The sequence below is a fragment of the Kitasatospora sp. NPDC057936 genome (genome assembly GCF_042887525.1).
Taxonomy (GTDB): Bacteria; Actinomycetota; Actinomycetes; order Streptomycetales; family Streptomycetaceae; genus Kitasatospora.
Genome location: NZ_JBHVPD010000031.1, coordinates 25,521 through 45,760, shown reverse-complemented (window position 1 = coordinate 45,760; position 20,240 = coordinate 25,521). Strand labels below are relative to the sequence as shown.

Here is a 20,240-nt window from a genome sequence, read left to right as displayed (position 1 = left end):
GGACGGATTACCTCTTCCCCTTCCGGAGGCGCCCCATGTGGACGTACGAGCACAGCGTCGAGACCGACGCCACCCCCGAGGCCGTCTGGCGCCTGTGGGCCGACGTCGACCACTGGGGGGCGTGGAACGCCGACATCGTGAGCGTCCGGATCGACGGCCCGTTCGAGGCCGGCACCGGCATCCTCATGACCCCCTGCGGGCAGGACCCCGTCCACCTGCGCATCGCCGAGGCCATCGCCGGCGAACTCTTCGTCGACGAGGCCAGGATCGACGGCCTCGTCCTGCGCACCACCCACCGGCTGGAACGCGGCGAGCGGCTGCGCACCCGGGTCACCTACCGGATGGAGATCACCGGCGACACCGTCGACCTGACGGGCCCGCAGCTCGGCCCGGCCGTCACCGCGGACTGGCCCGCGACCATGGCCGCCCTCGTCGCCCTGGCGCGCGGCTGATGGCGCCCGGCCCCGGCGACAGCCCCGGGTTCCTGCTCTGGCACGCCACGCTGCGCTGGCAGCGCGACATCGCCGCCGCGCTCGGCCCGCTCGGCCTCACCCACGTCCAGTTCGTCCTGCTCGCCTGCACCTGGTGGCTCAACTCCCAGGGCGAGCACCCCAACCAGCTCGCCCTCGCCCGCCAGGCCGGCACCGACGTCAAGATGACCTCCCAGGTGCTGCGCACCCTCGAAACCAAGGGCCTGATCGAGCGCGAGGTCGACCCCGCCGACACCCGCGCCAAGCGCCTGCGCATCACCGACGGCGGCGCCGAGCTGGCCCCGCGCGCGATCGCCGCCGTCGAGGCCGTCGACGCGGAGTTCTTCCGCCCGGTGCCCCGCGAGGACACGCTGACCCTGCTCCGCCGCCTGGCCGCCGCCCCGGAGGCGTGACTACCCGCCGAGGCCCTTCCGTTCGCGCGTCCGGAGGCGGCGCTCCTTGGCTGCCGGAAGCTCGCGCACGACGAACACGCTGCCGCACACGGCTACGCCGGTGACGGTGATCCGGTGGGCGGCCGGGCGGTGCGTAGTCGCGCGGTCCTGGTGGAAACCGCCCAGGACTCCGGTGCCCTCGACACACACCTCGACGCCCTCGGGGACGACGACGTGGACCGTGCCGATCCACGCGTGCACACGGATCGTCGTCTCCGGGCCGGTGAACCGGGCCTCGCGGAGGTCGACCACGCCCGTCGCGACGATCGCCGTGGCGCGGTACCGGGCGCCCACCAACCAGGGACCGCGACGGGCGAAGTCGCTCAGCACACCGGCGTCCTCGGCCGCCGTCGGCCTGCCGCCCGGCGACCCGAGGTCCCGGACGGCGTCGGCCAGTTCACCCGTCGTCCGCGCGCCGTAGACGAGGTCCAGGCGCTCGTGCAGCTCCCCGGTGGCGAGCCGGCCGTCGGCCGTCGCCTCCCGCAGGACGGCGGCGGCGCGCTCGCGGTCGGCGTCGGAGACGCGCAGGGCCGGGGTGGCTTCGCGGGGCTCGTGCGTCACCGGGCCTCCTCGCCGGTCCCGGTGTCGGGGTGGGACGCGTCGAGCAACTCACGCACGCGGTCGGCGACGACGCCCGGCTGCTCGGCCTGGATGAAGTGGCCCGAGTCCGCACGCTCGAACCGGCCGTCGGGCAGCGCCTCGACCCAGCGGCGCTGGTGCTCGACGAGTCCGGCGTGGTGCCGCGCCCGGCCCGGCTGCGGACGGGAAGCCGATCGCAGGACGGTCGGGCACGTGGGCGGGGCGGGCGGCGCCACACGGAAGCGCGGGATCGCCTCGGCCACGGCCTTGATCTCCTTCCTCGTCTGCGCGATGCCCGCCGGGACGAAGTCCTCGGCCAGCATGGTCTCGTACGCGTCCGCGGGGAACACCCGGCGGACGTTCCCGCTGGTCAGGCGGGCGAACCAGCGGAACCGGACGAGCGTCTGCAGCATGGCCAGGCTGCGGTCCACCTGGGTGACGGTCCGGTCGAACGTGTCGTAGACGGGCGCGGTCTCCGCCGTCGGGTCGAGCAGCAGCAGCCCGCGCAGCCGCGGCCCCAGCGCCTCCGCGGCGCGGCGCGCGACCAGGCCGCCCATGCTGTGCGCGACCAGCACGAAGCGGCCGGGCACGACCGCCTCGACCAGCGCGACCAGGTCCGCGGCCATGTCGTCGATGCTCAGCCCGGCCTCCGTCCGGCCGCTGCGGCCGAAGCCGGCACGGTCGTACGCCACGAGGCGCGCCCGGTCCAGCAGCAGCGGCCGCACCGGATCCCAGCAGGTGCGGCCCATTCCCCCGCCCGCCTCGAACACCACGTGGTCCGGTCCGGTGCCGGACTCCTCCACGTAGACGGACCGGCCGTTCACCGGCACCGTCCGTCCCCTCTGCTGGCGCATGTCCCCCTCCGATCGCCGTCGATCACCGATGGATCGCCATCATTTCCAGTTTCGATAATAGTGCCAAGTGTGGAATCGTAAAGCCCATGGACACTACGGACGTGCTTCTCCACCCGGTGCGGCTGCGCGTCGTGCACGCGTTCGCCGGCGACCGGGTCCTCACCACCTCCCAGCTGTGCGAGCGCATGCCCGAGGTGCCGAAGGTGACCATGTACCGGCACGTCGGCGTACTCGCCGAGGCGGGCTTCCTGGAGGTGGCCGACGAGCGGCGGGTGCGCGGCACCGTCGAGCGGTCCTACCGGCTGCGCCGGGACCGCCCCTCCGTCGGCACCGCCGACGCCGCGGCGATGACGCCCGACGACCACCGCCGGGGCTTCGCCGCCGCCGTGGCCGTCCTCATCGCCGAGTTCAACGCCTACCTCGACCGCGAGGGCGCCGACCCGGTGGCCGACGGAGTCTCCTACCGGCAGGGCACGCTGTGGCTGAGCCCGGAGGAACTCGGGCGGATGACGGGCGACCTGCTCGCGGTCCTCGGTCCCTACCTGGCGAACGAACCGGCGCCCGGGCGCAGGCCCTACCTGCTCAGCCCGATCCGCTTCCCCACCGGCCCGGCGGCGGAGGCGGGCGACGAGGCGCGCTCCTGAGCAACCGGTCGGCCCCGCTTACGGTCGGCCCGGGGCCGTTCCGCGCCAGCGGGCGAACCGGTCGGCCCGGGCCGGCGAGTTGAGGCGGCGGATCCACTCGGCCTCGCGGGCCGGGTCCAGGTCATCGGGGTCGGAGACGGCGAAGACCACCACGTGGTCGGTGCCCGGGCCGAAGGCACCTTCGGCGACGAGCGATTCGAGCGCGGCCACACACGCCTCGTACACGGCGTCCCGGAACATCCGGAACTGCGCACCGTCGGCGTCCGGCCTCTCGGCGCGCAGCCGTCGGCAGATCGACGCGAACTGCTCGGCCGCGACGCCCTCCATCGCCCACTCCGCCGGAGTCCACTCGTAGTAGTCCGCCTCGGTCGGGTCCTCGGCCCGCAGCCTGGCGAGGTGCGGGACGGTGTTGGCCGCACAGCACACGGTCATCGCGCCGGCGTCGGAGTACAACGCGTACCCGCAGTAGTCCGCGGCGTCCGCAGCGGGACGGGCGTCGAGCAGCCCCGCGAAGGCGGCCCGTGCCGCCCGCTCCACCTCCGCCCGCAGCCGGGCCCCGGCGTCAGGCACGACGGCACCGGTCGTCGAATTCGACGGAGACGACGAGCTGCCGCCGCCGTCCCGGCCCGTCGAGCCAGACCCGGACGGCGACGTGGCCGGGGTCGAGGACCTGGACCCTCCAGCGGTAGTCCCGTCCGTCGACCCGGATCCTGCGTGGTGGTCTCGGTGTCACACGATGACCATAAGGCCGCACCGGCACCGGCAGGCCGGGCAGTCGACATCGCCCCCTCTCCCCCGGACCCTCGCATTCCGGCCAATTCCCGCCACACGCCTACAGGATGATTACCCGGGCGCCAGGATGGCCGAGGCACACGTGCCCCAGGCGACCGATCGGAAGGGACGGACCATGCGCAAGAACGCACGCCGACTCAGGGCGGCGGCGACCGTCTGCGCCGCACTGATCGGCACGGCCGGACTCCTCGCACCGGCCGCCCAGGCGCACAGCCCTGCCCCGACGCACGTGGCCGCGGCCGGGCTCCGGGCGCAGGACGCGACGCCTCCCGGCACCCAGGTGCAGTCCACCACGGTCACCCGCCCCGACGGCACGCACGCTCAGGTCGCGATCTTCTCGACCAACTACGCGACCGGCCAGACGATTTGGTACCGCTCGCAGAGCGCCCCCGGCGGCGCGTACGGCGGCTGGAGCCAGGTCAACGGCATGGCGCTCAACTTCCAGAACCTCGTGCTCACCGCGGCCGCGGACGCCGACGGGAGCCTGGAGGTGTTCACCATCGGCTACCAGTCGACCGTCCTGGTCCGGATGCACCAGTCCGGAGAGGGCGGGGCGTGGTCGGCGCCCGAGGCGTTCGGCCCGTCCCCGGCGAGCGTGCCGCGCTTCTTCGGCCCGCCGGTGGCCTTCACGAGGGCGAACGGGACGCTGGCGTTCTTCGAGGTCTACCAGGGCTCGGGTGCACCGCGGCTGTACGTCAACGAGCAGAGTGCGCCCGGTGTTTGGGCTTCCTGGACCGACCTCGGGACCGGCCCGCTGCCGTCCTCCGTCGCCACGCCGTCCACCGTCACGCAGGCCTCGGACGGGACACTCACGGTCGTCGCGCACATGTGGAACGCCCCGTCGATGTACGCCGAGGTCTCCGAGCGGACCCCGGGCGTCTGGGGCCCCTGGCAGACCTGCGCGACGGCCGGCTGCGCCAACGGCTGACGCCCCCTGGCCCCGAGGGGACTCTTTCGACTGGTCGTCGGATGGCAGGCGGGTGAACACCGCGCGGTTCTCCGCCCCGCCCGGCAGTCGATCGGCGATAACGGGAGGCACGACAACGGCGGCCACTTCGAGTCACCGCCACCCGCGCCTTCAGCCGAGAGGACGACACATGCCCCTGGTCAACTACGGTGTGCTCGCCGCCAAAGCCATCGAGAGCACGCGCGAGGCGGCGCAGGTCTCGACGCCGCACTACCAGATCCACGTACGCGACGACGGCGGCACCGACTACCGGATCGCCGTGAACGTCAGGTCGCAGACCACGCCGCCGAACCTGCTGTACGTCGCCATCGACGACTTCCACCACCCGCTGGTCCAGCTGCTCCCGCCGGCCGGCAGCGGCTGGCACCCCGAGCCGTCCCGTCCCGGCACGGCCAGCCTGGACTTCATCCGCGGGAACCTCTTCGACCCGGCCACCATGCGCGTTCTGCCGGCCGACGTTCCCGGCCTCAACAACGACCTGGAGGACCTGCTCGACCACTACGTGCAGCGCGCAATCGCCGACCAGACCATCGGCCTCTACGTCTTCGGCCAGCGCTGGCCCACCGACGCCGGCGACAAGGTGTTCGGCTTCCAGCCCGGCAACGGTGTCCACGACATCCACATGAACCAGGGCAACGACGCGGGGCACGCCGGCGACGACGGGGTCTGGCAGGACGGCGGCCTGCTGCTGCACGTGGCCCCGGAGAACCGCTGGGTGGCGATCTTCCTGGCCTTCCAGTCCCAGGCGTGGCACACCGACGACACCACCGGCCACGCCCTGGCCCCCACCCGGCCCACCACCCCGCACCAGGAGCCGATGCGGATCTCGGCCGCCCTGGTCAACCCGGTCGCCCCGGCACCCGAGACGGTCACCCTGGTCAACACCTCGGCCACGCCGATCAGCCTCCAGGGATGGCACCTCAGCGACCAGCAGCAGAACGTGCTCCCGCTCCCCGACACCGAGCTCCAGCCGGGCACCTCCACCACCTTCCCGGCCGCGAACGGCTTCCGACTGGGCGCCGACGGCGGCGCGATCACCCTCCTCGACCAGTCCGGCCTCAAGGTCCACGGCGTCGCCTACACCCGGAAACAGGCCTCCGTCCCCGGCCAGACCCTCACCTTCTGAGGGTTCGAGGGCCGCCCTGGCCTGGGAGCACATCGCGGCGGCAGCCTCACCAGGCAGGACGGCCCTCTGCCCGAGGGCCGGTGCCCGTCGGACGGCATGCATGACTCCTTCGTCAGGTGGCGCTGCCGAGCGCCGAGACCTGCTGGTGCAGGGCTGAAGCCCGGCCGTCGGCCATGAGTGGAACGAGGCGCGCAGCGGATCATGACTCGCGCCGTCCGGGACGGTGAGAGGCGGGCCCTACTCCCCCAGTACCCCGCTCGCGCGCAGCTCGGCGATCCGCTCGTCGGAGTAGCCGAGCCCGCGCAGGGCCGCGTCGGTGTGGGCGCCGAGGGCGGGGACGGGGCCCATGGGGAGTTCGATGCCGGCGAAGCCGAACGGCGGCAGCAGGCTGCGGACTTCGCCGACCGGGGTGGTCACCGGGCGCCAGCGGTCGCGGGCGGCGAGTTGGGGGTGGTGCAGGAGGTCGGCGACGTCGTTCAGGCGGGCGGAGGCGATGGCGAGCGCGTCCAGGAGCTTGATCGCCTCGTCGGCCGTCATGGTCGCCGCCCGGCCGCCCACCAGGGCGTCGACCAGTCGGCGGCGGCGCACCCGGGCGACGTTGGTGGCCCACTCCGGGTCGTCGGCGAGGTCCGGGCGGTCCAGGAAGCCGGTGGCGAAGCGGGCCCACTCGCGGTCGTTCTGGATACCGATCATGACCTCGCGGCCGTCGGCGGTCGGGTAGGCGTCGTACGGCGCGATGGCCGGGTGGGAGAGGCCCGCGCGGCCCGGCGAGCGGCCCGCCCCCTGGGTGTAGTGGAGTTGGTGGCCCAGCCACTCGGCCGTCGCCTCGAACATCGACACCTCGATCGCGGCACCCTGCCCCGTCGCGGCGCGGCCGACCAGCGCGCCGAGCGTCGCCGTCAGCGCGTACATCCCGGCTGCGATGTCCGAGCTCGGCACCCCGGTCTTGGACGGCCGGTCGGGCGGGCCCGTCACCGAGGCGAGGCCGGACTCGCACTGGATCAGCATGTCGTAGGCGCGCTTGTCCTGGTAGGGGCCGCCGGAGCCGTAGCCGGAGAGGTCGACGGTGACCAACCGGGGGTGCCGGGCCCGCAGTTCGGCGGAGCCGAAGCCCAGGCGGGCGGCGGCGCCGGGCGCGAGGTTCTGCAGGAAGACGTCGGCGCCGGCCACCAGGTCGGCCAGCACGGCGCGGCCCTCCGGCGCCTTCAGGTCGAGGGCGACCGACTCCTTGCCGCGGTTCAGCCAGACGAAGTGGCTGGCCAACCCGTTGACGCTGTGGTCGTAGCCGCGGGCGAAGTCGCCGCCGTCCGGCCGCTCGATCTTCACCACCCTCGCGCCGAGGTCGGCCAGGTGCCTGCTCGCCAGCGGCGCGGCCACCGCCTGCTCCAACGCGATCACCGTGACACCCGCCAGCGGCAGCGACACCTGGACTCCCTCCCTCGTGAACGGATCGTGACCTACCCGGATGGGACCGGGTTCAGTCCGTCTCACCCTCCGCCGGACACCCCGTCACCGGCCCCCGGCCGGGCCTCCCTCCGGTCGCGGGCCGGCACCGGAAGCGGCAGGTGCGGCAGGCCCGTGGGCCAGGCTTACGTCGGGTAGCCGTCGATCGAGGCAACCGCTGAACGCTCCGGCTCCAACCGACACCCGTCAGCGAACGGCGGGCACGACGTTCCGCAGGTGGTAGCCGTCGCCGTAGCGGATCAGGCCCCGGAGTTCGGCCAGCGGGTTGAACGCCTGGGCGTTGCGACGGTGCGGCTGGTGGGTGAAGGGGATGCCGGACCACGGGTTGTCGGGGTGGTGGTGGCTGCCGGGCTCGGCGCCGGGGTCGACGGGCCAGTGGAGCCAGACGGAGTCGCACCGCAGGCAGACGACCTGGCCGAGGTACCAGACCGCGCCGGCCAGGAACGGGCCGCCCGGGAACGGCCCGTCCGGCTCCGCGTCGAACGCTCCCGCCCCGGCGCACCGGGCCCGCACCTCCCGTTCCAGCGCGTCGAGGCTGGCCAGGGAGAAGTCGTACGCGTTCCGGCCTCCCCGCAGTCGCCCCGCCCATGCCCCGAACGCGGCCCGGCGCTCGCGCAGCCAGTCGGCCAGTTCCGGGTCGTCGGGCTGCGGACCGACCGGGTCCAGCGGCGAAGCCTCCTTCTCGGGCGCCCAGCCGGAATCGACGGCGCGGACCGCGGCAACGGCGGCCAGCAGCCGCTCGTATTCCCGGCCGAGCACCTCGCCGCTGCGCTCCGCGAGCGCCACGTCGACCAGCAGGCCGACCGACAGCGGTGGCAGGCCCAGCGCCGGGTCGGGGAGCACGGCCGGCCCGGCCTCCACGTCCCACCGCCCGCCGCAGACGCCCATCAGCACCTCTCCCGCGTACCCGGCCGCCGCACACGCGAAGTCCTCGTCCGGTCCGCCGGGTTCGTCGAGCAGCAACCGCTCCAGGGCGGCCAGCGAGTCCGTGCCGTAGTCGAGGACGAAGCCGTCCGGCACGTGCACCTGCTCCAGGCGTGCGACCAGGAGCGGCAGGTCCTCCAGCCAGTCCTCCAGCAACCGCTCCCCCGCCCCGCCGTGATCATCGCTCATACCCGTCAGCCTAAGCCCTGCACCGACAACTCCCGTGACTTCAGCCAAAATTGTGGCTTCTGTGGGCGATCTGTAAAGCCGTCGAATCCCCGCCGTGCCGCGGCTAGGGTGGCGCCGCCGGGGACGTGTCGACGGGGGCCGCACGCCACCGGCCGCCTGTCCGACCCTCGGCCCCCGCAGGGGGATCGCCACACCGTGCGACAACCGTTACGCACCAGGGGACTGCTGGCGGCGCAGGCCACGGCCGTCGTCCTCGGGATCACCGCGCTCGTGTTCGCCGGCCTGCCCGGCCTGCAGGAGCACGCCGAGGCGGCGCCGGCCATCACGCGCTGCCAGGACAAGTACGGCACCACGCCGACGCCGCCGGACCAGTCCACGCTCCCCGGCTACCGGCCCACCGGCTCCGGCCAGTGGGCGACCCCGGACGCCGAGCAGCGGCTCTACCCGTACGACCTGCCGCCCAAGGGTTTCGACGGCCTGACCGATCCGTCCCAGGTCCCGCTGCCCCAGGGGTCGGACCCGAAGAAGTACGAATGGGGCAGCATCGAGAACGCGGTCGCGACCTGGATACAGAAGCAGGCCGGCAACAAGCCGTACAAGGGCAGCTTCAACAGCTGGCTGAACAGCGTCTACACCCGGAACGTGGGCAACAACAAGCGCGGCGACGCCTACGAACGCGAGGTCGTGCGCTACTTCAACCTCGGCGGGGTCGACTGGATCTGCCAGGGCAGCCTCAAGGACCTCGACGAGAAGCTCTACCAGGAGCTGAAGGACGAGCTCGGCGACCGGTTCCCCAAGGGCAACCGGCTCTTCGACGCCGTCAACATGCGGACCAGGACGATCTACGAGATCAAGTCCGGCATCGGCTACGACAAGGCCCAGCTGCCGGTGGACGAGGCCCTGGTCAAGCGCGGCTGGAAGGTCGTCTACATCAACGGCCAGCAGCCGAACGCCAGGACGATCGCCAAGTACAAGAGCGCCGGAGTGGACTATTACCGGCACTCGGCCACCCCGGAGCCGCAGTTCAGGCAGACCCCGTACATGCGCCAGGCCCCCGGCACGATGACCGTGGACCCGGCCAAGCCGTCCGTCGGCGCGGGCACCGACATGGTGGAGGGCTCGGCCCCGACACCGGAGGAGGCGGAGCAGGAGGCCCAGCGGACGAACGGCCTGATCGAGGAGCCCGAGCAGGACATCCGCCGACCCGGCGGCATCGACTTCTCCACCCTCGACCTCTCCTACATCGGCCAGACCAAGGCCGGGGACCTCAAGTACGCCTTCAGCGCGAGCAACACCGACGAGGAGGAGCACCCCGGCTTCGGCGGACAGGAGAAGGCGCAGCTCGTCTCGGACGCCTTCTTCACCTGGCTCGCGCTCACCCCGGACCACTTCTGGGTCAACCTCAACCCCGACGACCCGAACACGATCATGCAGTCGCCGTTCGACGGGACGGACGCCGGGCGGGTGCTGCTGGAGGCCGACCTCGCGATGAAGCGCGACTTCGGCCGCGCCGAGGACCCGAAGACGGACGCCGGGAACAAGTTCTGGTACGGCATCTCCCGGATCGACGGACTGCCGTGCATGAACTCCACCCGCAACTGGATCGTGCCCAAGCAGGCCAAGGTGCGCGTCCAGGACGACGGCGTCTACATCCTCGACAGCCCGCTCGAGGTCAAGACGGTGGCCCAGGACTACACCAGCTCGGGCCCCGGCACGGGCTGCAACCTGACCAAGGAGCAGATCGACCACAACATGGACGTCTACCGCTCCACGATCCTGCCGATCGTGGAGAAGGAGGTGAACGAGGACCCCAAGTACGCGGACCTGCGCCGCGTCTACAAGGCCCGCATCGGCGCCGAGTACGTCCGCCAGACGGTCGCGAAGGACCCGACGGCCTTCGGCGGGGCGTTCACCAAGGTCATCGACAGCAACGACGTGTCGAAGTGGCCGCTGCGCGGCACGAACGCCGGCTGGGACAAGATGACCGTGTGGCGCGAGATGCGCAAGTCGTTCACCGAGGGCGACTTCACGTACCAGCTCCCGCTCGGGGGAACGGTCTACACCTACATCGTCGGCGGGGTCGACTTCCAGCAGCAGCCGCAGCAGAAGATCGACCAGGCCGCCTTCCAGGCCGCGAAGCCGAACCTGGACGATGTCACGCAGCACGCGAAGAGCGAGGCGCTGTCGTACAAGGACGACGGGATCACCGTCATGGGCGGCGACAACAGCGGTCAGGCCGGCACCAGCGGCGACCCGACGCCCACGCCTACCCCGACGCCTACGCCCACGCCTACGCCGACCCCGACACCGACCGGGACCGGGACCGGGACGCCGACGGGGACTCCGGCACCGACGCAGACCCCGACGGGCGAACCGACCACCAGCCCGACACCGACGCCCACAGGGCCCCCGGCACCGACCCCGAGCGGCAGCACGGGCGGAACCGGTGGAGCCGGTGACGGCGGTGACGACGGAACCACCCCGCCGCCCGTCGGCAACAGCGGCACCGGCAGTGGCGGTGGTGGCGGCAGCCTCGCCTCCACCGGCCTCCGGATCACCGGCGTCGCCGGAACCGCCGCCGCCCTCACGGCGGCCGGGACGGCCCTGGTCTGGCTCCGCCGACGCCGCAACACCACCGGCTGACCAGCACGCCGCACGCCCCCACGCCCTGGCCGTCCAGGGCGTGGGGGCGTCTGCTCTCACCGCTCGCGGTCGTCGATCGGATCGTCTCCGACGGACCCGACCGGCACGATTCACCCCTGCTCGGCCCCACTCCGGACGCGGCACAGGCACAGGTCGGCGCGATGCCGGAGACCGTCAACGTCAACCTCGACCGCGGCTACGACAGCGCCAAGTCCCGTCTGCCGCCGCACCACCCGACGCCTCAAGTGAACTATTTGCCAGTCCGTCTCAGTCCGAGTCCTGCAGCTGCTGGAGCAGGTCGGCGTCGCCCTCCATCCGCAGCGAGCCGTTCGGGATGCGCATGTACATGAGCAGGGCCATCTCGCTCGCCGTGCCGTAGATGGCGGCGGTGGGCTTGCTCTCGGCGGCCTCCGCCGCGGTGAGGCGGGTGAAGCGGGAACCGGCGGCGTCCACCGTCTGGCGCCAGGAGCCGGCCCCGGCTGCGTGGTAGTCCATGGTGGCGGGCTCGTGCGGCCACGGGACCGTGACGGTGCAGACCGTGGCGAGGAACTCCTCGATGGCGTCGACCGCCTCGGTCGTCGGCAGCTCCTGCGGGGTACCGGAGGCCAGCTGGGCGTCGTAGGTGTGGATCAGCGACTCGTGGACGCGGCGGCGGGCCACGGCGGCCCCCGTGTGCGGCGAGGCCAGCGGCTCCCACCAGGCCCAGCAGCCCCGGTCCGGGCCGGCCTCGCGCAGAGCGGCAAGCAGCTGCTCCGTCGAGTCGGCCAGCCAGGCTATGAGGGCCTCGCGCTCCCTGGGCGCCGCCAGCCCGTCCTTGCTCGGCCGCTCGTCGCCCGGCGCGGTGTTCAGCACGATGTAGGCCCAGAAGCGGTCCCCCTCACTGAGGTGGTTCGCCAGGTCGTACAGCGTCCAGCCCGGGCAGGACGGGACGTCGGCGTCGAGGCTGGGGGCCGCGGCGACGGCGGCGCGGAACGCGGCGGACCGCTCGTCAATCATCCGCAGCAGGGTGGGGAAGTGGAGATGCTCTGTCACGCAGACCTTGTATCACCCGGACCGGAACTCTCGCACTCGATTAACAACCCGCGCAGACAGGCGTTGGGGCTTCCCCGTACTGCGAGACGTTTGTGCGGGGCCCGGTCAACGGCGGGCCAACACCGCGACCTCCCACCCGAAGCCCACCACCAACCGACCGTCCGGCACCACGGCCACCGCGCAGACCGGCAGCGGGAACACCAGCTCCGGCCCGACCTGGTCGCCGGCGGTCAAGTCCCATAGCCGCACGGTGCCGTCGTCGCCGCCGGTGACCGCCAGGGGGCGCCCGTCGACCACATGGCGGACCGGGACAAGGACGAATGCACGTGTGGCGAGTGAGCCCGGCCTGACCCTGCGGGCTGGAGCAGGCGTCGGCCGCCCCGGTGCGGTGGGGCGGCCGACGCGCAGGGGTCACCTCACCACGAGGTGCCTTCCTTCTGGAAGCGCCAGAGCCGGTCGGCGCTGTTCTGGTCGGTGTCGAGGTACAGGCTGTCCCAGCTGCCGGAGCCCTGGTAGGTCTGGAGGGTGATGGCGAGTGAGGGGTTGGTGCGCGGGCGGTAGGCGGACCAGCCGGAGGTGCCGGCGTAGTTGCTCTGCTCAGGCCTGGTGTCCCAGTCCTGGGCGGCCGAGCCGTTACAGGGCTGCACGACGATGGCGTTACCCGCGGCCGGGGAGGCGTTGACGGGTTGCAGGCACAGATTGGCGGCGTCGTTCCGGATGACCTGGTAGCCGCTGCGCTTGGTGATGACGGTCCACTTACGGGTCTGGTAGACCCACCCTGGCGACCGCAGCGAGATGGCCTGCGCGCCCGCGCCCGTCGCGTCCATGCCGAGCGCCATCCGGCTGCCGTCCATGCGGTTGATGAAGAGGTTGTCGGAGTCGGTGGTGGACAGCTCCGCCGTGAAGACGCCCGAGTTGCCGGGGTCCAGCTGCCAGCCGCCCGTGCCCGCGGCGCACGACGGCTGGGTGTCCTTCGTGTTCGACACGTTCGTGCCGGTGCCAAACGGCGTGTTGGGCATCACGGTGGTGTACATCGTGCCGTCGGTGTACTTGTAGACGCACTGATGCAGGTTCAGGTACTGGCCCGAGTCCAGGTCCAGCGGCTTGACGGCCGAGTTGCCGGGGTCCAGCTGCCAGCCGCCCGTGCCCGCGGCGCATGACAGCTGGGTGTCCTGCGTGTTCGACACATTGGTGCCGGTACTGAACGGCGTGTTGGGCATCACGGTGGTGTACATCGTGCCGTCGGTGTACTTGTACGTGCACTGGTGCAGGTTCAGGTACTGGCCGGTGGTCAGGTCCAGCGGCTTGACGGCCGAGTTGCCGGGGTCCAGCTGCCAGCCGCCCGTGCCCGCGGTACAGGACAGCTGGGTGTCGGCGGCGCCCGACACGTTGGTGCCCGCGCTGAAGGGCGTGGTCGGTACCACGGTGGTGTACATCTTGCCGTTGGTGTACTTGTACGTGCACTGGTGCAGGTTCAAGTAGCGGGCGACGATGCGTCGCGCGCGATTCTCGGACGTGTTGGTGGAGTGCGTCGGCGCCTTGGCCGCGGGGCCGTTCTGCGCCGACGAGGCCGCGTACGCGGTGGTGGTCGCGGGGCCGACGGCGGTCAGCCCCAATACCCCTGCGGTGGCGATGGCCGCGAGCGTGATGCGTGACATGGACATCCTCATGATCGTCGATGGAATGACCACTGGACGGCGCCGCCCGCCACTGCCGAGGGCTGCCGATTCGGAGGACACCGAAGACTCCTCGGCCGGCACGAAGGCACTCGCCGCCCGGCGAAGAGGACCTGCGGCGACGGTCGACACCTGACCGCCCGCTGGACCTCCTGCCGGAAGACGCTATGGTCCCCGACTCCGCAGTCCGTACGACGCACCGGCACCTTCGCATACGGACCATCAATTGGCACACGCACGGACCAGCATCACGTCAACCGGAAAGTCCAATGGGCGGATGAACGTCGACCCAGTGAGACCGCCACCCACCCTCACGCCGACCAGCACCGACACCGCCCGAACATGAGCGGCTTAGCGTCCCGCTGGGTCTGGGTAATGCGCTGCGACACCAGCACGGGCACCCCTTCGGGCATGTGCAGAGCGGCGCGCTCGTCGGGGTTGGGCATGCGGGCGCTGACGCCCTCGCGCCACTCAAATCGCGCCGTGTACGGCGGCCAGCGCCGCGTAGGCGTCGGTGTTGAACACCTCGGACTGCTGGGCGAGAAGCCTGCCGGTGATCTGCTCCATGGGCAGAAGTGCCGTGTAGCGGGCACGAATTCCGCTGCTCTCGTGCGTATAGGGGCGCTGGACGAGGAAGGCGGCTTCGCTCTCCTCCGTGTTCAGCAGCTCCGCCGCGCCGGGTTCCAGGCGCACCCGGAAGACCGTGGGCTCTTCCGCGTCGTGCCATCAAGGGCAACGGCGCGTTCGCCGTAACCATCGCCGGCAATCAGGCCAATGTCGACGGAGCTGCCGGCTACACGCAGTCGACGAACCGAAGCAGCACACGCGTCCGTTCCAACAGCACGAGCGGCGAGGGGGAGATCAGATGAACCGGATCTACTCGCCGACCACTCCGTCGATCGCTTCGCGCAGCAGGTCGGCGTGGCCGTTGTGGCGTGCGTACTCCTCGATCATGTGGGTGAGGACGTAGCGGAGCGAGATGACCTCCCCCCGGAAGTCGACCGTGTCGTCGAGGGATTCGACGGCGTCCGCCGCGGCACGGGAGCCCTCGCACGCCTCGTGCCAGAACGCGAACGCCTCGTCGACGTCGGCGTCTTCCACCTGGAAGTCGGCGAACTCGCCGTTGGTCCTGGGCCAGAGGGGCTTGCAGTCCTCACCGTTCAGCACCAGCCGGAACCAGCTCCGCTCGACCTCGGCCGCGTGCCGTACGAGGCCCAGGAGCGACAGGCCCGAGGTGGGCACCGCCTTCTGCTTGAGTTGCTCGCCGGACAGCCCCTGGCACTTCATGGCGAGGGTCGCGCGCTGGTAGTCGAGGAACGCGGTCAGCGACGCACGGTCGTCGGCCGCCTTGGACGGATGCACCCGCTGGTCATCACTCATCCGACGATCATCGCAGGAGGTCGCCGTCCCGGGCTTCCCCGCCCGGAAGTCGGACGCGGTCGACGAGGAACGGCCCGTCCCCGATCGGGGACGGGCCCGGGCTCACCGCGCCAGGCGGCCCAGGAGGGACGAGGCGGCGGCGATGCCGAGGAGCGTTGCCACCGTCAGCACCGCGAAGTCGAGCGGCAGGTGGGACGGGGTGCCGATCAGGAGGCCGCGCAGGGCGTCGACCTGGTAGCTGAGGGGGTTGGCCTTGCTGACCGCTTGCAGCCAGCCGGGCATCAGGTCGACGGGGTAGAGGGCGTTGGAGCCGAAGAAGAGCGGCATCGTGATGGCCTGCCCAATGCCCATCAGACGGTCGCGGGTCAGCACGATGCCCGCGATGGCCATCGACAGGCAGGAGAAGAACGCCGAACCGAGCAGCACCGCCACCACGACCCCGAGCAGGCGCAGCGGGTTCCACGTCATGGCGACGCCGAGCGCGGCGGCGATCAGGACGACCACGACGGCCTGGAGCACCGCCTTCACCCCGGCGGCGAAGGCCTTGCCGGTGACCAGGGCGGCCCGCGGGGTCGGGGTGACCAGGAGCTTGGTGAGGACGCCGGAGTCCCGCTCCCAGATGATCATGATGCCGTAGAAGATCGCGATGAACATCGCGGACTGGGCGATGATGCCCGGCGCGAGGTAGTCCAGGTACGGGATCCCGCCGGTCGGGATGGCCTTCAGGCGGGTGAAGGTCTCGCCGAAGATCAGCAGCCAGAGCGCGGGCTGGACCGCCCGGGTGTAGAGCTCGGTGCGGTCGTGGCGCAGCTTCTGCAGCTCGACCGCGCACATCGCGACCACCCGGGCCGGCACCAGGCGCCAGCCGGTGCGGGCGCGCGGGGGCACGAGCAGCAGGCCGAGGTCGGGGCCGGCGGGGGACGGTCCTGCGGGTTCAGCCGACGCGGCCGGCTGTGCGGCGGGTACGACGGACATCGCTGAAGTCTCCTTCCGCGTTCTCGGAGCCGGTGAGGTCGCGGCCCGCGAAGTGGCGGAACACGTCGTCGAGGGTGGGGGCGGGCTGTGCCGGGTCCTGCTCGCGGACCTGGGCCTTGAGCTCGTCCGGGGTGCCGAGGGCGCGGATGCGGCCGCGGTCCATGAGGGCGATGCGGTCGCAGTGGCGCTCCGCCTCGTCCATGTAGTGGGTGGTGACCAGGACGGTCATGCCGGTGGCGCGGCGAACGGTGTCGACCCGGTCCCACACGCCGGTGCGGGCGATCGGGTCCAGGCCGATCGTCGGCTCGTCCAGGACGAGCAGGCGCGGGGCGCTGACCAGGGCCTGGGCGAGTTCCAGGCGGCGTACCATGCCGCCGGAGTAGGTGCCGGCCATGCGGTCCGCGGCGTCGGTGAGGTCGACGGCGGCCAGCGCCTGGGCGACCCGCGCGGCGCGCTCGGAGCGCGGCACGTCGAAGACGCGGGCGAACAGGGCGACGTTCTCCCGCCCGGTCAGCCCCGACTCGGCGGACAGCTGCTGCGGCACGTAGCCGAGCGTGCGGCGCACCTCCATGCGCCGCTTGGCCGCGTCGTTGCCGAAGACCCGCACCATGCCCGCGCTCACCGGGAGCAGGGTGGTGATCGCGCGGATCGTCGTGGTCTTGCCCGCGCCGTTGGGGCCGAGCAGGCCGAACACCTCGCCAGTGCGCACGGTGAGGTCGATGCCGTCGACGGCCTTGGTCGCGTGGGCCTTTCCCCGACCGTGGTGGAACGTGTACTCCAGGCCGCGGCACACGACCGCCTCGTCCTCCGGGGTGGTCATCGCCCGTCCTCCCCCGGCAGGGTGCGCAGGCCCTCCGCGACGCCGCGCAGGGCCGGCAGCGCGGCGGCCAGCGCCGCCCGGTCCGCGGCGGGCAGGCCCGCCACCAGGTGCTCCATGAGCTCGGTGCGGCGGGCGCGCCAGGCGGCGAGGCGTTCGACGGCCTCGTCGGTCACGTACAGCAGCGCGGCGCGGCGGTCGGCCGGGTCGACGTCGCGGCGCAGGAGGCCCAGGCCGACGAGCTGGTTGACCAGCGTCGAGACCGAGTTGCCGGCCAGGCCGAGCTCCTTGGCGGCGTCGGACACCCGCGTTCCGGGGGCGTGGGTGACCAGGCGCAGCAGTTCGACCTGGGCGCCGCGCAGGCGCGGTTCGGTGAGGCCGTCGCGCAGGCGGCGGCGGACCATGCGCTGGATGCCGACGAGGAGGGTGGAGAACTCGTCGGCCAGCGCGGTGTCGAGGGGGTCGAGGGGCCCGGCCTCCAGTGGTTCCAGGGCTTCCGCACTCATGTCTCCATATTAGCTCTCAATAAGAGCTATCTGTCGAGAGTGCGGCTCACATTCAGCTCCCGCAGGTGCCGTCCGTGGCGGACAGGGCTCCGGTCAGGAGGTAGGCGTTGACGGCGGCCCGGGCGCACGGGCTGTAGCCATTCAGGTAGACGGTGTGTACGCGGCCGGGGACGGTCAGCAGGCGGGAGGCGCGCAGCTTGGCGTGCATGCCGAGGGCGCCGTCGTACGGGGTGTGGGTGTCGCCGGTGCTCTGGACCAGCAGCGCGGGAACGCTGTTGTCGACCGCCACCGGCTCCTCGCGCGGTGCGTGCTTCCAGAAGGCGCACGGGGTCGGGCCGTTGTACACCGGGCCGAAGACCGGCTGCGCGGCGCGCGAGCGGGCGACGGCGTCCCGGTACCAGTCGGCGCCGCGCGGCATCGCGACGTCGTCACAGAGGATGCCGATCGTGGCGGCGAGGTCGCGGTCGGCGCCGGTGCCGCGCGCGTCGAGGACGGCGGTCAGCAGGTCGTGCAGGACCGGGGTGACGGCGACCGGCTTGCCGTCGGCCGCGTCGAGCAGTTGGCGCAGGACGCTCGCGTAGTCGACGCTGTCCCGGTCGTCCGACTGGCAGACCGCGAGGAGGAACGGCAGGACGTAGCCGTCGAGTTGGCGCCCGTCGACGCGGATCGGGGCCGCTTCCGCCCGCCGGACCAGGCCCTCGACGGTCGCGCGGACGGCGGCCGGGGTGGCGCCCAGGCCGTACTCGCCGTGGCGGGGCGCGGCCCACGCGGCGAAGTCGTCGAGGGCGCGCTCGTTGGCGGGACCCATGTCCTGGAACATGCGGATGCCGTACCGGGCCGGGTCGGGCACGCTGTCGAGGACGAGGCGGTCGACGCGGCCGGGGAACACCTGCGCGTACGCGGCGGCGAGCAGCGACCCGGCGGACTGCCCGAACCACGAAGCCCGCCGCTCTCCGAGGACGCTGCGCACCACGTCCGCGTCCCGCGCGGTGTTGCGGGTGGTGAGGTACGGGAGCAGGTCGGGGTACGTGTCCTGGCAGGCGTCGGCGTCCTTCTTCGCGAGGCGCCAACTCTCCTCGAATCCCTGCTGGTCGGCCCCGACCGAGCGCAGCCAGCTCCCCCGGTCGAGGCCGCAATCGAGCCCTTCGCTCGCGCCGACGCCCCGCGGGTCCATGCCGACGACGTCGTAGGCCGCCGCCACGTCGGGCGTCATCTGCGCCCGCACGGCGGCGGGCATGTCCAGCCCACGGCCGCCGGGGCCGCCGGGGTTGGTGAGCAGGATGCCGCGGCGTTTGGCGGGGTCGGTGGACTTGAGCCGGGAGATCGCGAGGTCGAGGGTGCGGCCGTACGGGTCGCCGTAGTCGAGCGGGACCTTGAGCGTCGCGCATTCGGTTCCGGTGGCGGCGAGTCGAGGGTCCGCACAGGCCGCCCAGACGACCGGCTGACGGCGGAAGCGGTCGGACCCGTCACCTGCTGCCGCGGCAGCGGGACCGGCCGTCGCGAGGACGGTGACCGTGGACAGGGCGAGGGCGCCGAACGCCATGGCGGGCTTCATGATGGAACCATAACTACCGCCAGCAGTAAGCCAGTTAGCCCTGAAGGAGGAGTTCGGCGCCGGACACCTCCTCCTTCGGGCTCATACCCCGGCCACGGCGGCGTACCCGGAGGGCTCCCACCACTCCGGTGCGCTCCGGGGCCTAACCGGGCTCGGCCCGGTGGGCGTCCAGTGCCCGGCCCGCCTGGTGTGCCGTCAGCAGGCCGCGGTCGTGGAGCCAGCGGATGGTGTCCGTCATCGTTTCGGCCGTCGGGCGTGGGGTCAGGCCTCCGGTGCTCGCGGACGCGGCTACCGGGCGGGCGTGGGCGCAGGTGTAGATGGCGCCGTACTCGGCCGGGATGTGCCAGGGCCACAGGCGTTGGGCGGCCGTCGCGAGGGCGCCGACGGGGAGCATCGGGGCGGCCGGGAGGTGGAGGGCGGGCAGGGAGCGGCCGGTGACCTCGCGCAGGGTGCGCAGGTAGGTGCGGGTAGGGACGTGGCGGCCGGGGGCGAAGTGGCGGTTGGCGACGGGGGCTTCGGCGATCGGGTGGGTGGTGAGCAGGTCGGCGTGCAGGCGGGCGGTGTCGCGGACGTCGCCGACCGGGAAGCCGCCGAGCGGCCACAGGGGCATCAGGCCGCGCAGGGTGTTGCGCAGCCGGGTGTTCTGGTCGCCCGGCCCGGGGTCGTGCGGGCCGAGGAGCGCGGGCGGGTAGGTGATGAGGACGGGGGCGCCGTCGGCCTGGTGGCGGCGGGCGATGCGTTCGGCGGCGGCCTTGCTGGCCATGTAGGCCTCGCGCGGCCGGCCGACGGGTGTGTCCGCGTGCAGCGGGCCGGGCCCGGCGGGCAGGAGGGCGACGACGCTGGAGACGTGGACGATGCGGGCGGCGCCGGCCCTGCGCGCGGCACCGAGGACGAGCTCGGTGCCGCGCGCGTTGGTGGCGCGCATGGCCGCGTGGTGGCGGCTGTCGAAGGAGTAGACGGATGCGGCGTGCAGGACGGCGTCGGCGCCCGCGACCGCCCGGCGGACGTCGCGCTCGACGGTGACGTCGCCCGCCACCACGCCGACGGCGGACGGGTCGACGGCGAGCGCCGCCAGGCCGCGCTCGGCGGTGCCCGGGTCGCGGGCGAGGATCCGCACCCGGTGGCCGCGGCGGACGAGCTCCGCGACGGAATGGACGCCGACGAACCCGGTGCCGCCGGTCACGCACACCAACAT

General features: G+C 72.5%; 22 protein-coding genes and 1 pseudogene. 7 read left to right on the top strand and 16 right to left on the bottom strand.

Features of this window, described 5'->3' with window-relative positions; translation table 11 throughout:
• Positions 1-35: 35 nt before the first annotated feature.
• Both ACFVU9_RS18300 and ACFVU9_RS18295 read left to right on the top strand, forming a co-directional pair.
• Complete coding sequence (locus ACFVU9_RS18300; RefSeq protein WP_387594364.1) at positions 36-452, top strand: SRPBCC family protein; 417 nt, start codon at positions 36-38, stop codon at positions 450-452.
• Positions 452-883, top strand: a complete 432-nt coding sequence (locus ACFVU9_RS18295) for a MarR family winged helix-turn-helix transcriptional regulator (RefSeq protein WP_387594362.1) — start codon at positions 452-454, stop codon at positions 881-883. The genes ACFVU9_RS18300 and ACFVU9_RS18295 overlap by 1 nt, the downstream gene beginning before the upstream one ends.
• On the opposite strand, the gene ACFVU9_RS18290 is transcribed toward ACFVU9_RS18295, so the two are convergent.
• Together ACFVU9_RS18290 and ACFVU9_RS18285 are read right to left on the bottom strand one after the other, a co-directional pair.
• Positions 884-1,483 (bottom strand): DUF1707 domain-containing protein, encoded by a 600-nt coding sequence (locus tag ACFVU9_RS18290; RefSeq protein ID WP_387594360.1) that lies wholly within the window; start codon positions 1,481-1,483, stop codon positions 884-886.
• Complete coding sequence (locus ACFVU9_RS18285) at positions 1,480-2,355, bottom strand: alpha/beta fold hydrolase (protein ID WP_387594358.1); 876 nt, start codon at positions 2,353-2,355, stop codon at positions 1,480-1,482. The genes ACFVU9_RS18290 and ACFVU9_RS18285 overlap by 4 nt, the downstream gene beginning before the upstream one ends.
• Before the next feature lie 86 nt (positions 2,356-2,441).
• Between ACFVU9_RS18285 and ACFVU9_RS18280 the strand changes: the two genes are divergently transcribed.
• Positions 2,442-2,999: a helix-turn-helix domain-containing protein gene (locus tag ACFVU9_RS18280; protein WP_387594356.1), complete on the top strand. Its 558-nt coding sequence runs from the start codon at positions 2,442-2,444 to the stop codon at positions 2,997-2,999.
• A gap of 18 nt (positions 3,000-3,017) precedes the next feature.
• On the opposite strand, the gene ACFVU9_RS18275 is transcribed toward ACFVU9_RS18280, so the two are convergent.
• Positions 3,018-3,569 carry a DUF4303 domain-containing protein gene (locus ACFVU9_RS18275; protein ID WP_387594354.1) on the bottom strand — a complete coding sequence of 184 codons (552 nt, stop codon included), beginning with the start codon at positions 3,567-3,569 and terminating at the stop codon, positions 3,018-3,020.
• On the bottom strand, positions 3,562-3,732 hold the full coding sequence (locus tag ACFVU9_RS18270) for a hypothetical protein (RefSeq protein ID WP_387594352.1): 171 nt from the start codon (positions 3,730-3,732) through the stop codon (positions 3,562-3,564). The genes ACFVU9_RS18275 and ACFVU9_RS18270 overlap by 8 nt, the downstream gene beginning before the upstream one ends.
• Before the next feature lie 174 nt (positions 3,733-3,906).
• Here ACFVU9_RS18270 and ACFVU9_RS18265 point away from each other — a divergent pair, with 174 nt between their 5' ends.
• Together ACFVU9_RS18265 and ACFVU9_RS18260 are read left to right on the top strand one after the other, a co-directional pair.
• Positions 3,907-4,719, top strand: a complete 813-nt coding sequence (locus tag ACFVU9_RS18265) for a hypothetical protein (protein WP_387594350.1) — start codon at positions 3,907-3,909, stop codon at positions 4,717-4,719.
• 169 nt (positions 4,720-4,888) lie between these two features.
• Positions 4,889-5,884, top strand: coding sequence for a DUF2278 family protein (locus ACFVU9_RS18260; RefSeq protein WP_387594348.1), 996 nt, complete (start codon positions 4,889-4,891; stop codon positions 5,882-5,884).
• A gap of 237 nt (positions 5,885-6,121) precedes the next feature.
• Here ACFVU9_RS18260 and ACFVU9_RS18255 read toward each other — a convergent pair whose 3' ends face one another.
• Together ACFVU9_RS18255 and ACFVU9_RS18250 are read right to left on the bottom strand one after the other, a co-directional pair.
• Positions 6,122-7,309, bottom strand: a complete 1,188-nt coding sequence (locus ACFVU9_RS18255; RefSeq protein ID WP_387594346.1) for a CaiB/BaiF CoA transferase family protein — start codon at positions 7,307-7,309, stop codon at positions 6,122-6,124.
• A 225-nt stretch (positions 7,310-7,534) separates the two neighbouring features.
• Positions 7,535-8,461, bottom strand: coding sequence for a hypothetical protein (locus ACFVU9_RS18250; protein ID WP_387594344.1), 927 nt, complete (start codon positions 8,459-8,461; stop codon positions 7,535-7,537).
• A gap of 195 nt (positions 8,462-8,656) precedes the next feature.
• Here ACFVU9_RS18250 and ACFVU9_RS18245 point away from each other — a divergent pair, with 195 nt between their 5' ends.
• Both ACFVU9_RS18245 and ACFVU9_RS18240 read left to right on the top strand, forming a co-directional pair.
• A complete protein-coding gene (locus ACFVU9_RS18245; protein WP_387594342.1) occupies positions 8,657-11,104 on the top strand; it encodes a hypothetical protein in 2,448 nt (815 codons plus the stop codon).
• Between the two features lie 80 nt (positions 11,105-11,184).
• A pseudogene (locus ACFVU9_RS18240) lies at positions 11,185-11,322 on the top strand (IS5/IS1182 family transposase); the annotation flags it as partial.
• A 49-nt stretch (positions 11,323-11,371) separates the two neighbouring features.
• Here the strand turns inward: ACFVU9_RS18240 and ACFVU9_RS18235 are convergent.
• From ACFVU9_RS18235 to ACFVU9_RS18190, 10 genes are all read right to left on the bottom strand, one after another.
• Positions 11,372-12,136, bottom strand: a complete 765-nt coding sequence (locus ACFVU9_RS18235) for a maleylpyruvate isomerase family mycothiol-dependent enzyme (RefSeq protein WP_387594340.1) — start codon at positions 12,134-12,136, stop codon at positions 11,372-11,374.
• Between the two features lie 105 nt (positions 12,137-12,241).
• Entirely contained in the window at positions 12,242-12,433 is a 192-nt protein-coding gene (locus tag ACFVU9_RS18230; RefSeq protein ID WP_387594339.1) for a hypothetical protein, read from the bottom strand.
• Between the two features lie 119 nt (positions 12,434-12,552).
• Complete coding sequence (locus ACFVU9_RS18225) at positions 12,553-13,800, bottom strand: RICIN domain-containing protein (RefSeq protein WP_387594337.1); 1,248 nt, start codon at positions 13,798-13,800, stop codon at positions 12,553-12,555.
• A 483-nt stretch (positions 13,801-14,283) separates the two neighbouring features.
• Positions 14,284-14,505 carry a hypothetical protein gene (locus ACFVU9_RS18220; RefSeq protein ID WP_387594335.1) on the bottom strand — a complete coding sequence of 74 codons (222 nt, stop codon included), beginning with the start codon at positions 14,503-14,505 and terminating at the stop codon, positions 14,284-14,286.
• 183 nt (positions 14,506-14,688) lie between these two features.
• Positions 14,689-15,192, bottom strand: a complete 504-nt coding sequence (locus tag ACFVU9_RS18215; protein ID WP_387594333.1) for a DinB family protein — start codon at positions 15,190-15,192, stop codon at positions 14,689-14,691.
• A gap of 102 nt (positions 15,193-15,294) precedes the next feature.
• Positions 15,295-16,167: an ABC transporter permease gene (locus tag ACFVU9_RS18210; RefSeq protein ID WP_380447777.1), complete on the bottom strand. Its 873-nt coding sequence runs from the start codon at positions 16,165-16,167 to the stop codon at positions 15,295-15,297.
• Positions 16,127-16,987 (bottom strand): ABC transporter ATP-binding protein, encoded by an 861-nt coding sequence (locus ACFVU9_RS18205; RefSeq protein ID WP_380447775.1) that lies wholly within the window; start codon positions 16,985-16,987, stop codon positions 16,127-16,129. The genes ACFVU9_RS18210 and ACFVU9_RS18205 overlap by 41 nt, the downstream gene beginning before the upstream one ends.
• Entirely contained in the window at positions 16,984-17,490 is a 507-nt protein-coding gene (locus ACFVU9_RS18200) for a MarR family winged helix-turn-helix transcriptional regulator (protein WP_387594330.1), read from the bottom strand. The genes ACFVU9_RS18205 and ACFVU9_RS18200 overlap by 4 nt, the downstream gene beginning before the upstream one ends.
• Positions 17,491-17,542: 52 nt before the next feature.
• Positions 17,543-19,045: an alpha/beta hydrolase gene (locus tag ACFVU9_RS18195; RefSeq protein ID WP_387594329.1), complete on the bottom strand. Its 1,503-nt coding sequence runs from the start codon at positions 19,043-19,045 to the stop codon at positions 17,543-17,545.
• A gap of 142 nt (positions 19,046-19,187) precedes the next feature.
• Entirely contained in the window at positions 19,188-20,240 is a 1,053-nt protein-coding gene (locus tag ACFVU9_RS18190) for an NAD-dependent epimerase/dehydratase family protein (protein WP_387594327.1), read from the bottom strand.

Excerpts from the sequence above, each read along its gene's own strand:
- ACFVU9_RS18200 (WP_387594330.1), bottom strand. The coding sequence starts at position 17,490 with ATGAGTGCGGAAGCCCTGGAACCACTGGAGGCCGGGCCCCTCGACCCC.
- ACFVU9_RS18265 (WP_387594350.1), top strand. The coding sequence starts at position 3,907 with ATGCGCAAGAACGCACGCCGACTCAGGGCGGCGGCGACCGTCTGCGCC.
- ACFVU9_RS18195 (WP_387594329.1), bottom strand. The coding sequence starts at position 19,045 with ATGAAGCCCGCCATGGCGTTCGGCGCCCTCGCCCTGTCCACGGTCACC.
- ACFVU9_RS18280 (WP_387594356.1), top strand. The coding sequence starts at position 2,442 with ATGGACACTACGGACGTGCTTCTCCACCCGGTGCGGCTGCGCGTCGTG.
- ACFVU9_RS18300 (WP_387594364.1), top strand. The coding sequence starts at position 36 with ATGTGGACGTACGAGCACAGCGTCGAGACCGACGCCACCCCCGAGGCC.
- ACFVU9_RS18225 (WP_387594337.1), bottom strand. The coding sequence starts at position 13,800 with ATGTCCATGTCACGCATCACGCTCGCGGCCATCGCCACCGCAGGGGTA.
- ACFVU9_RS18285 (WP_387594358.1), bottom strand. The coding sequence starts at position 2,355 with ATGCGCCAGCAGAGGGGACGGACGGTGCCGGTGAACGGCCGGTCCGTC.
- ACFVU9_RS18250 (WP_387594344.1), bottom strand. The coding sequence starts at position 8,461 with ATGAGCGATGATCACGGCGGGGCGGGGGAGCGGTTGCTGGAGGACTGG.
- ACFVU9_RS18215 (WP_387594333.1), bottom strand. The coding sequence starts at position 15,192 with ATGAGTGATGACCAGCGGGTGCATCCGTCCAAGGCGGCCGACGACCGT.
- ACFVU9_RS18190 (WP_387594327.1), bottom strand. The coding sequence starts at position 20,240 with ATGTTGGTGTGCGTGACCGGCGGCACCGGGTTCGTCGGCGTCCATTCC.
- ACFVU9_RS18295 (WP_387594362.1), top strand. The coding sequence starts at position 452 with ATGGCGCCCGGCCCCGGCGACAGCCCCGGGTTCCTGCTCTGGCACGCC.
- ACFVU9_RS18210 (WP_380447777.1), bottom strand. The coding sequence starts at position 16,167 with ATGTCCGTCGTACCCGCCGCACAGCCGGCCGCGTCGGCTGAACCCGCA.
- ACFVU9_RS18205 (WP_380447775.1), bottom strand. The coding sequence starts at position 16,987 with ATGACCACCCCGGAGGACGAGGCGGTCGTGTGCCGCGGCCTGGAGTAC.
- ACFVU9_RS18260 (WP_387594348.1), top strand. The coding sequence starts at position 4,889 with ATGCCCCTGGTCAACTACGGTGTGCTCGCCGCCAAAGCCATCGAGAGC.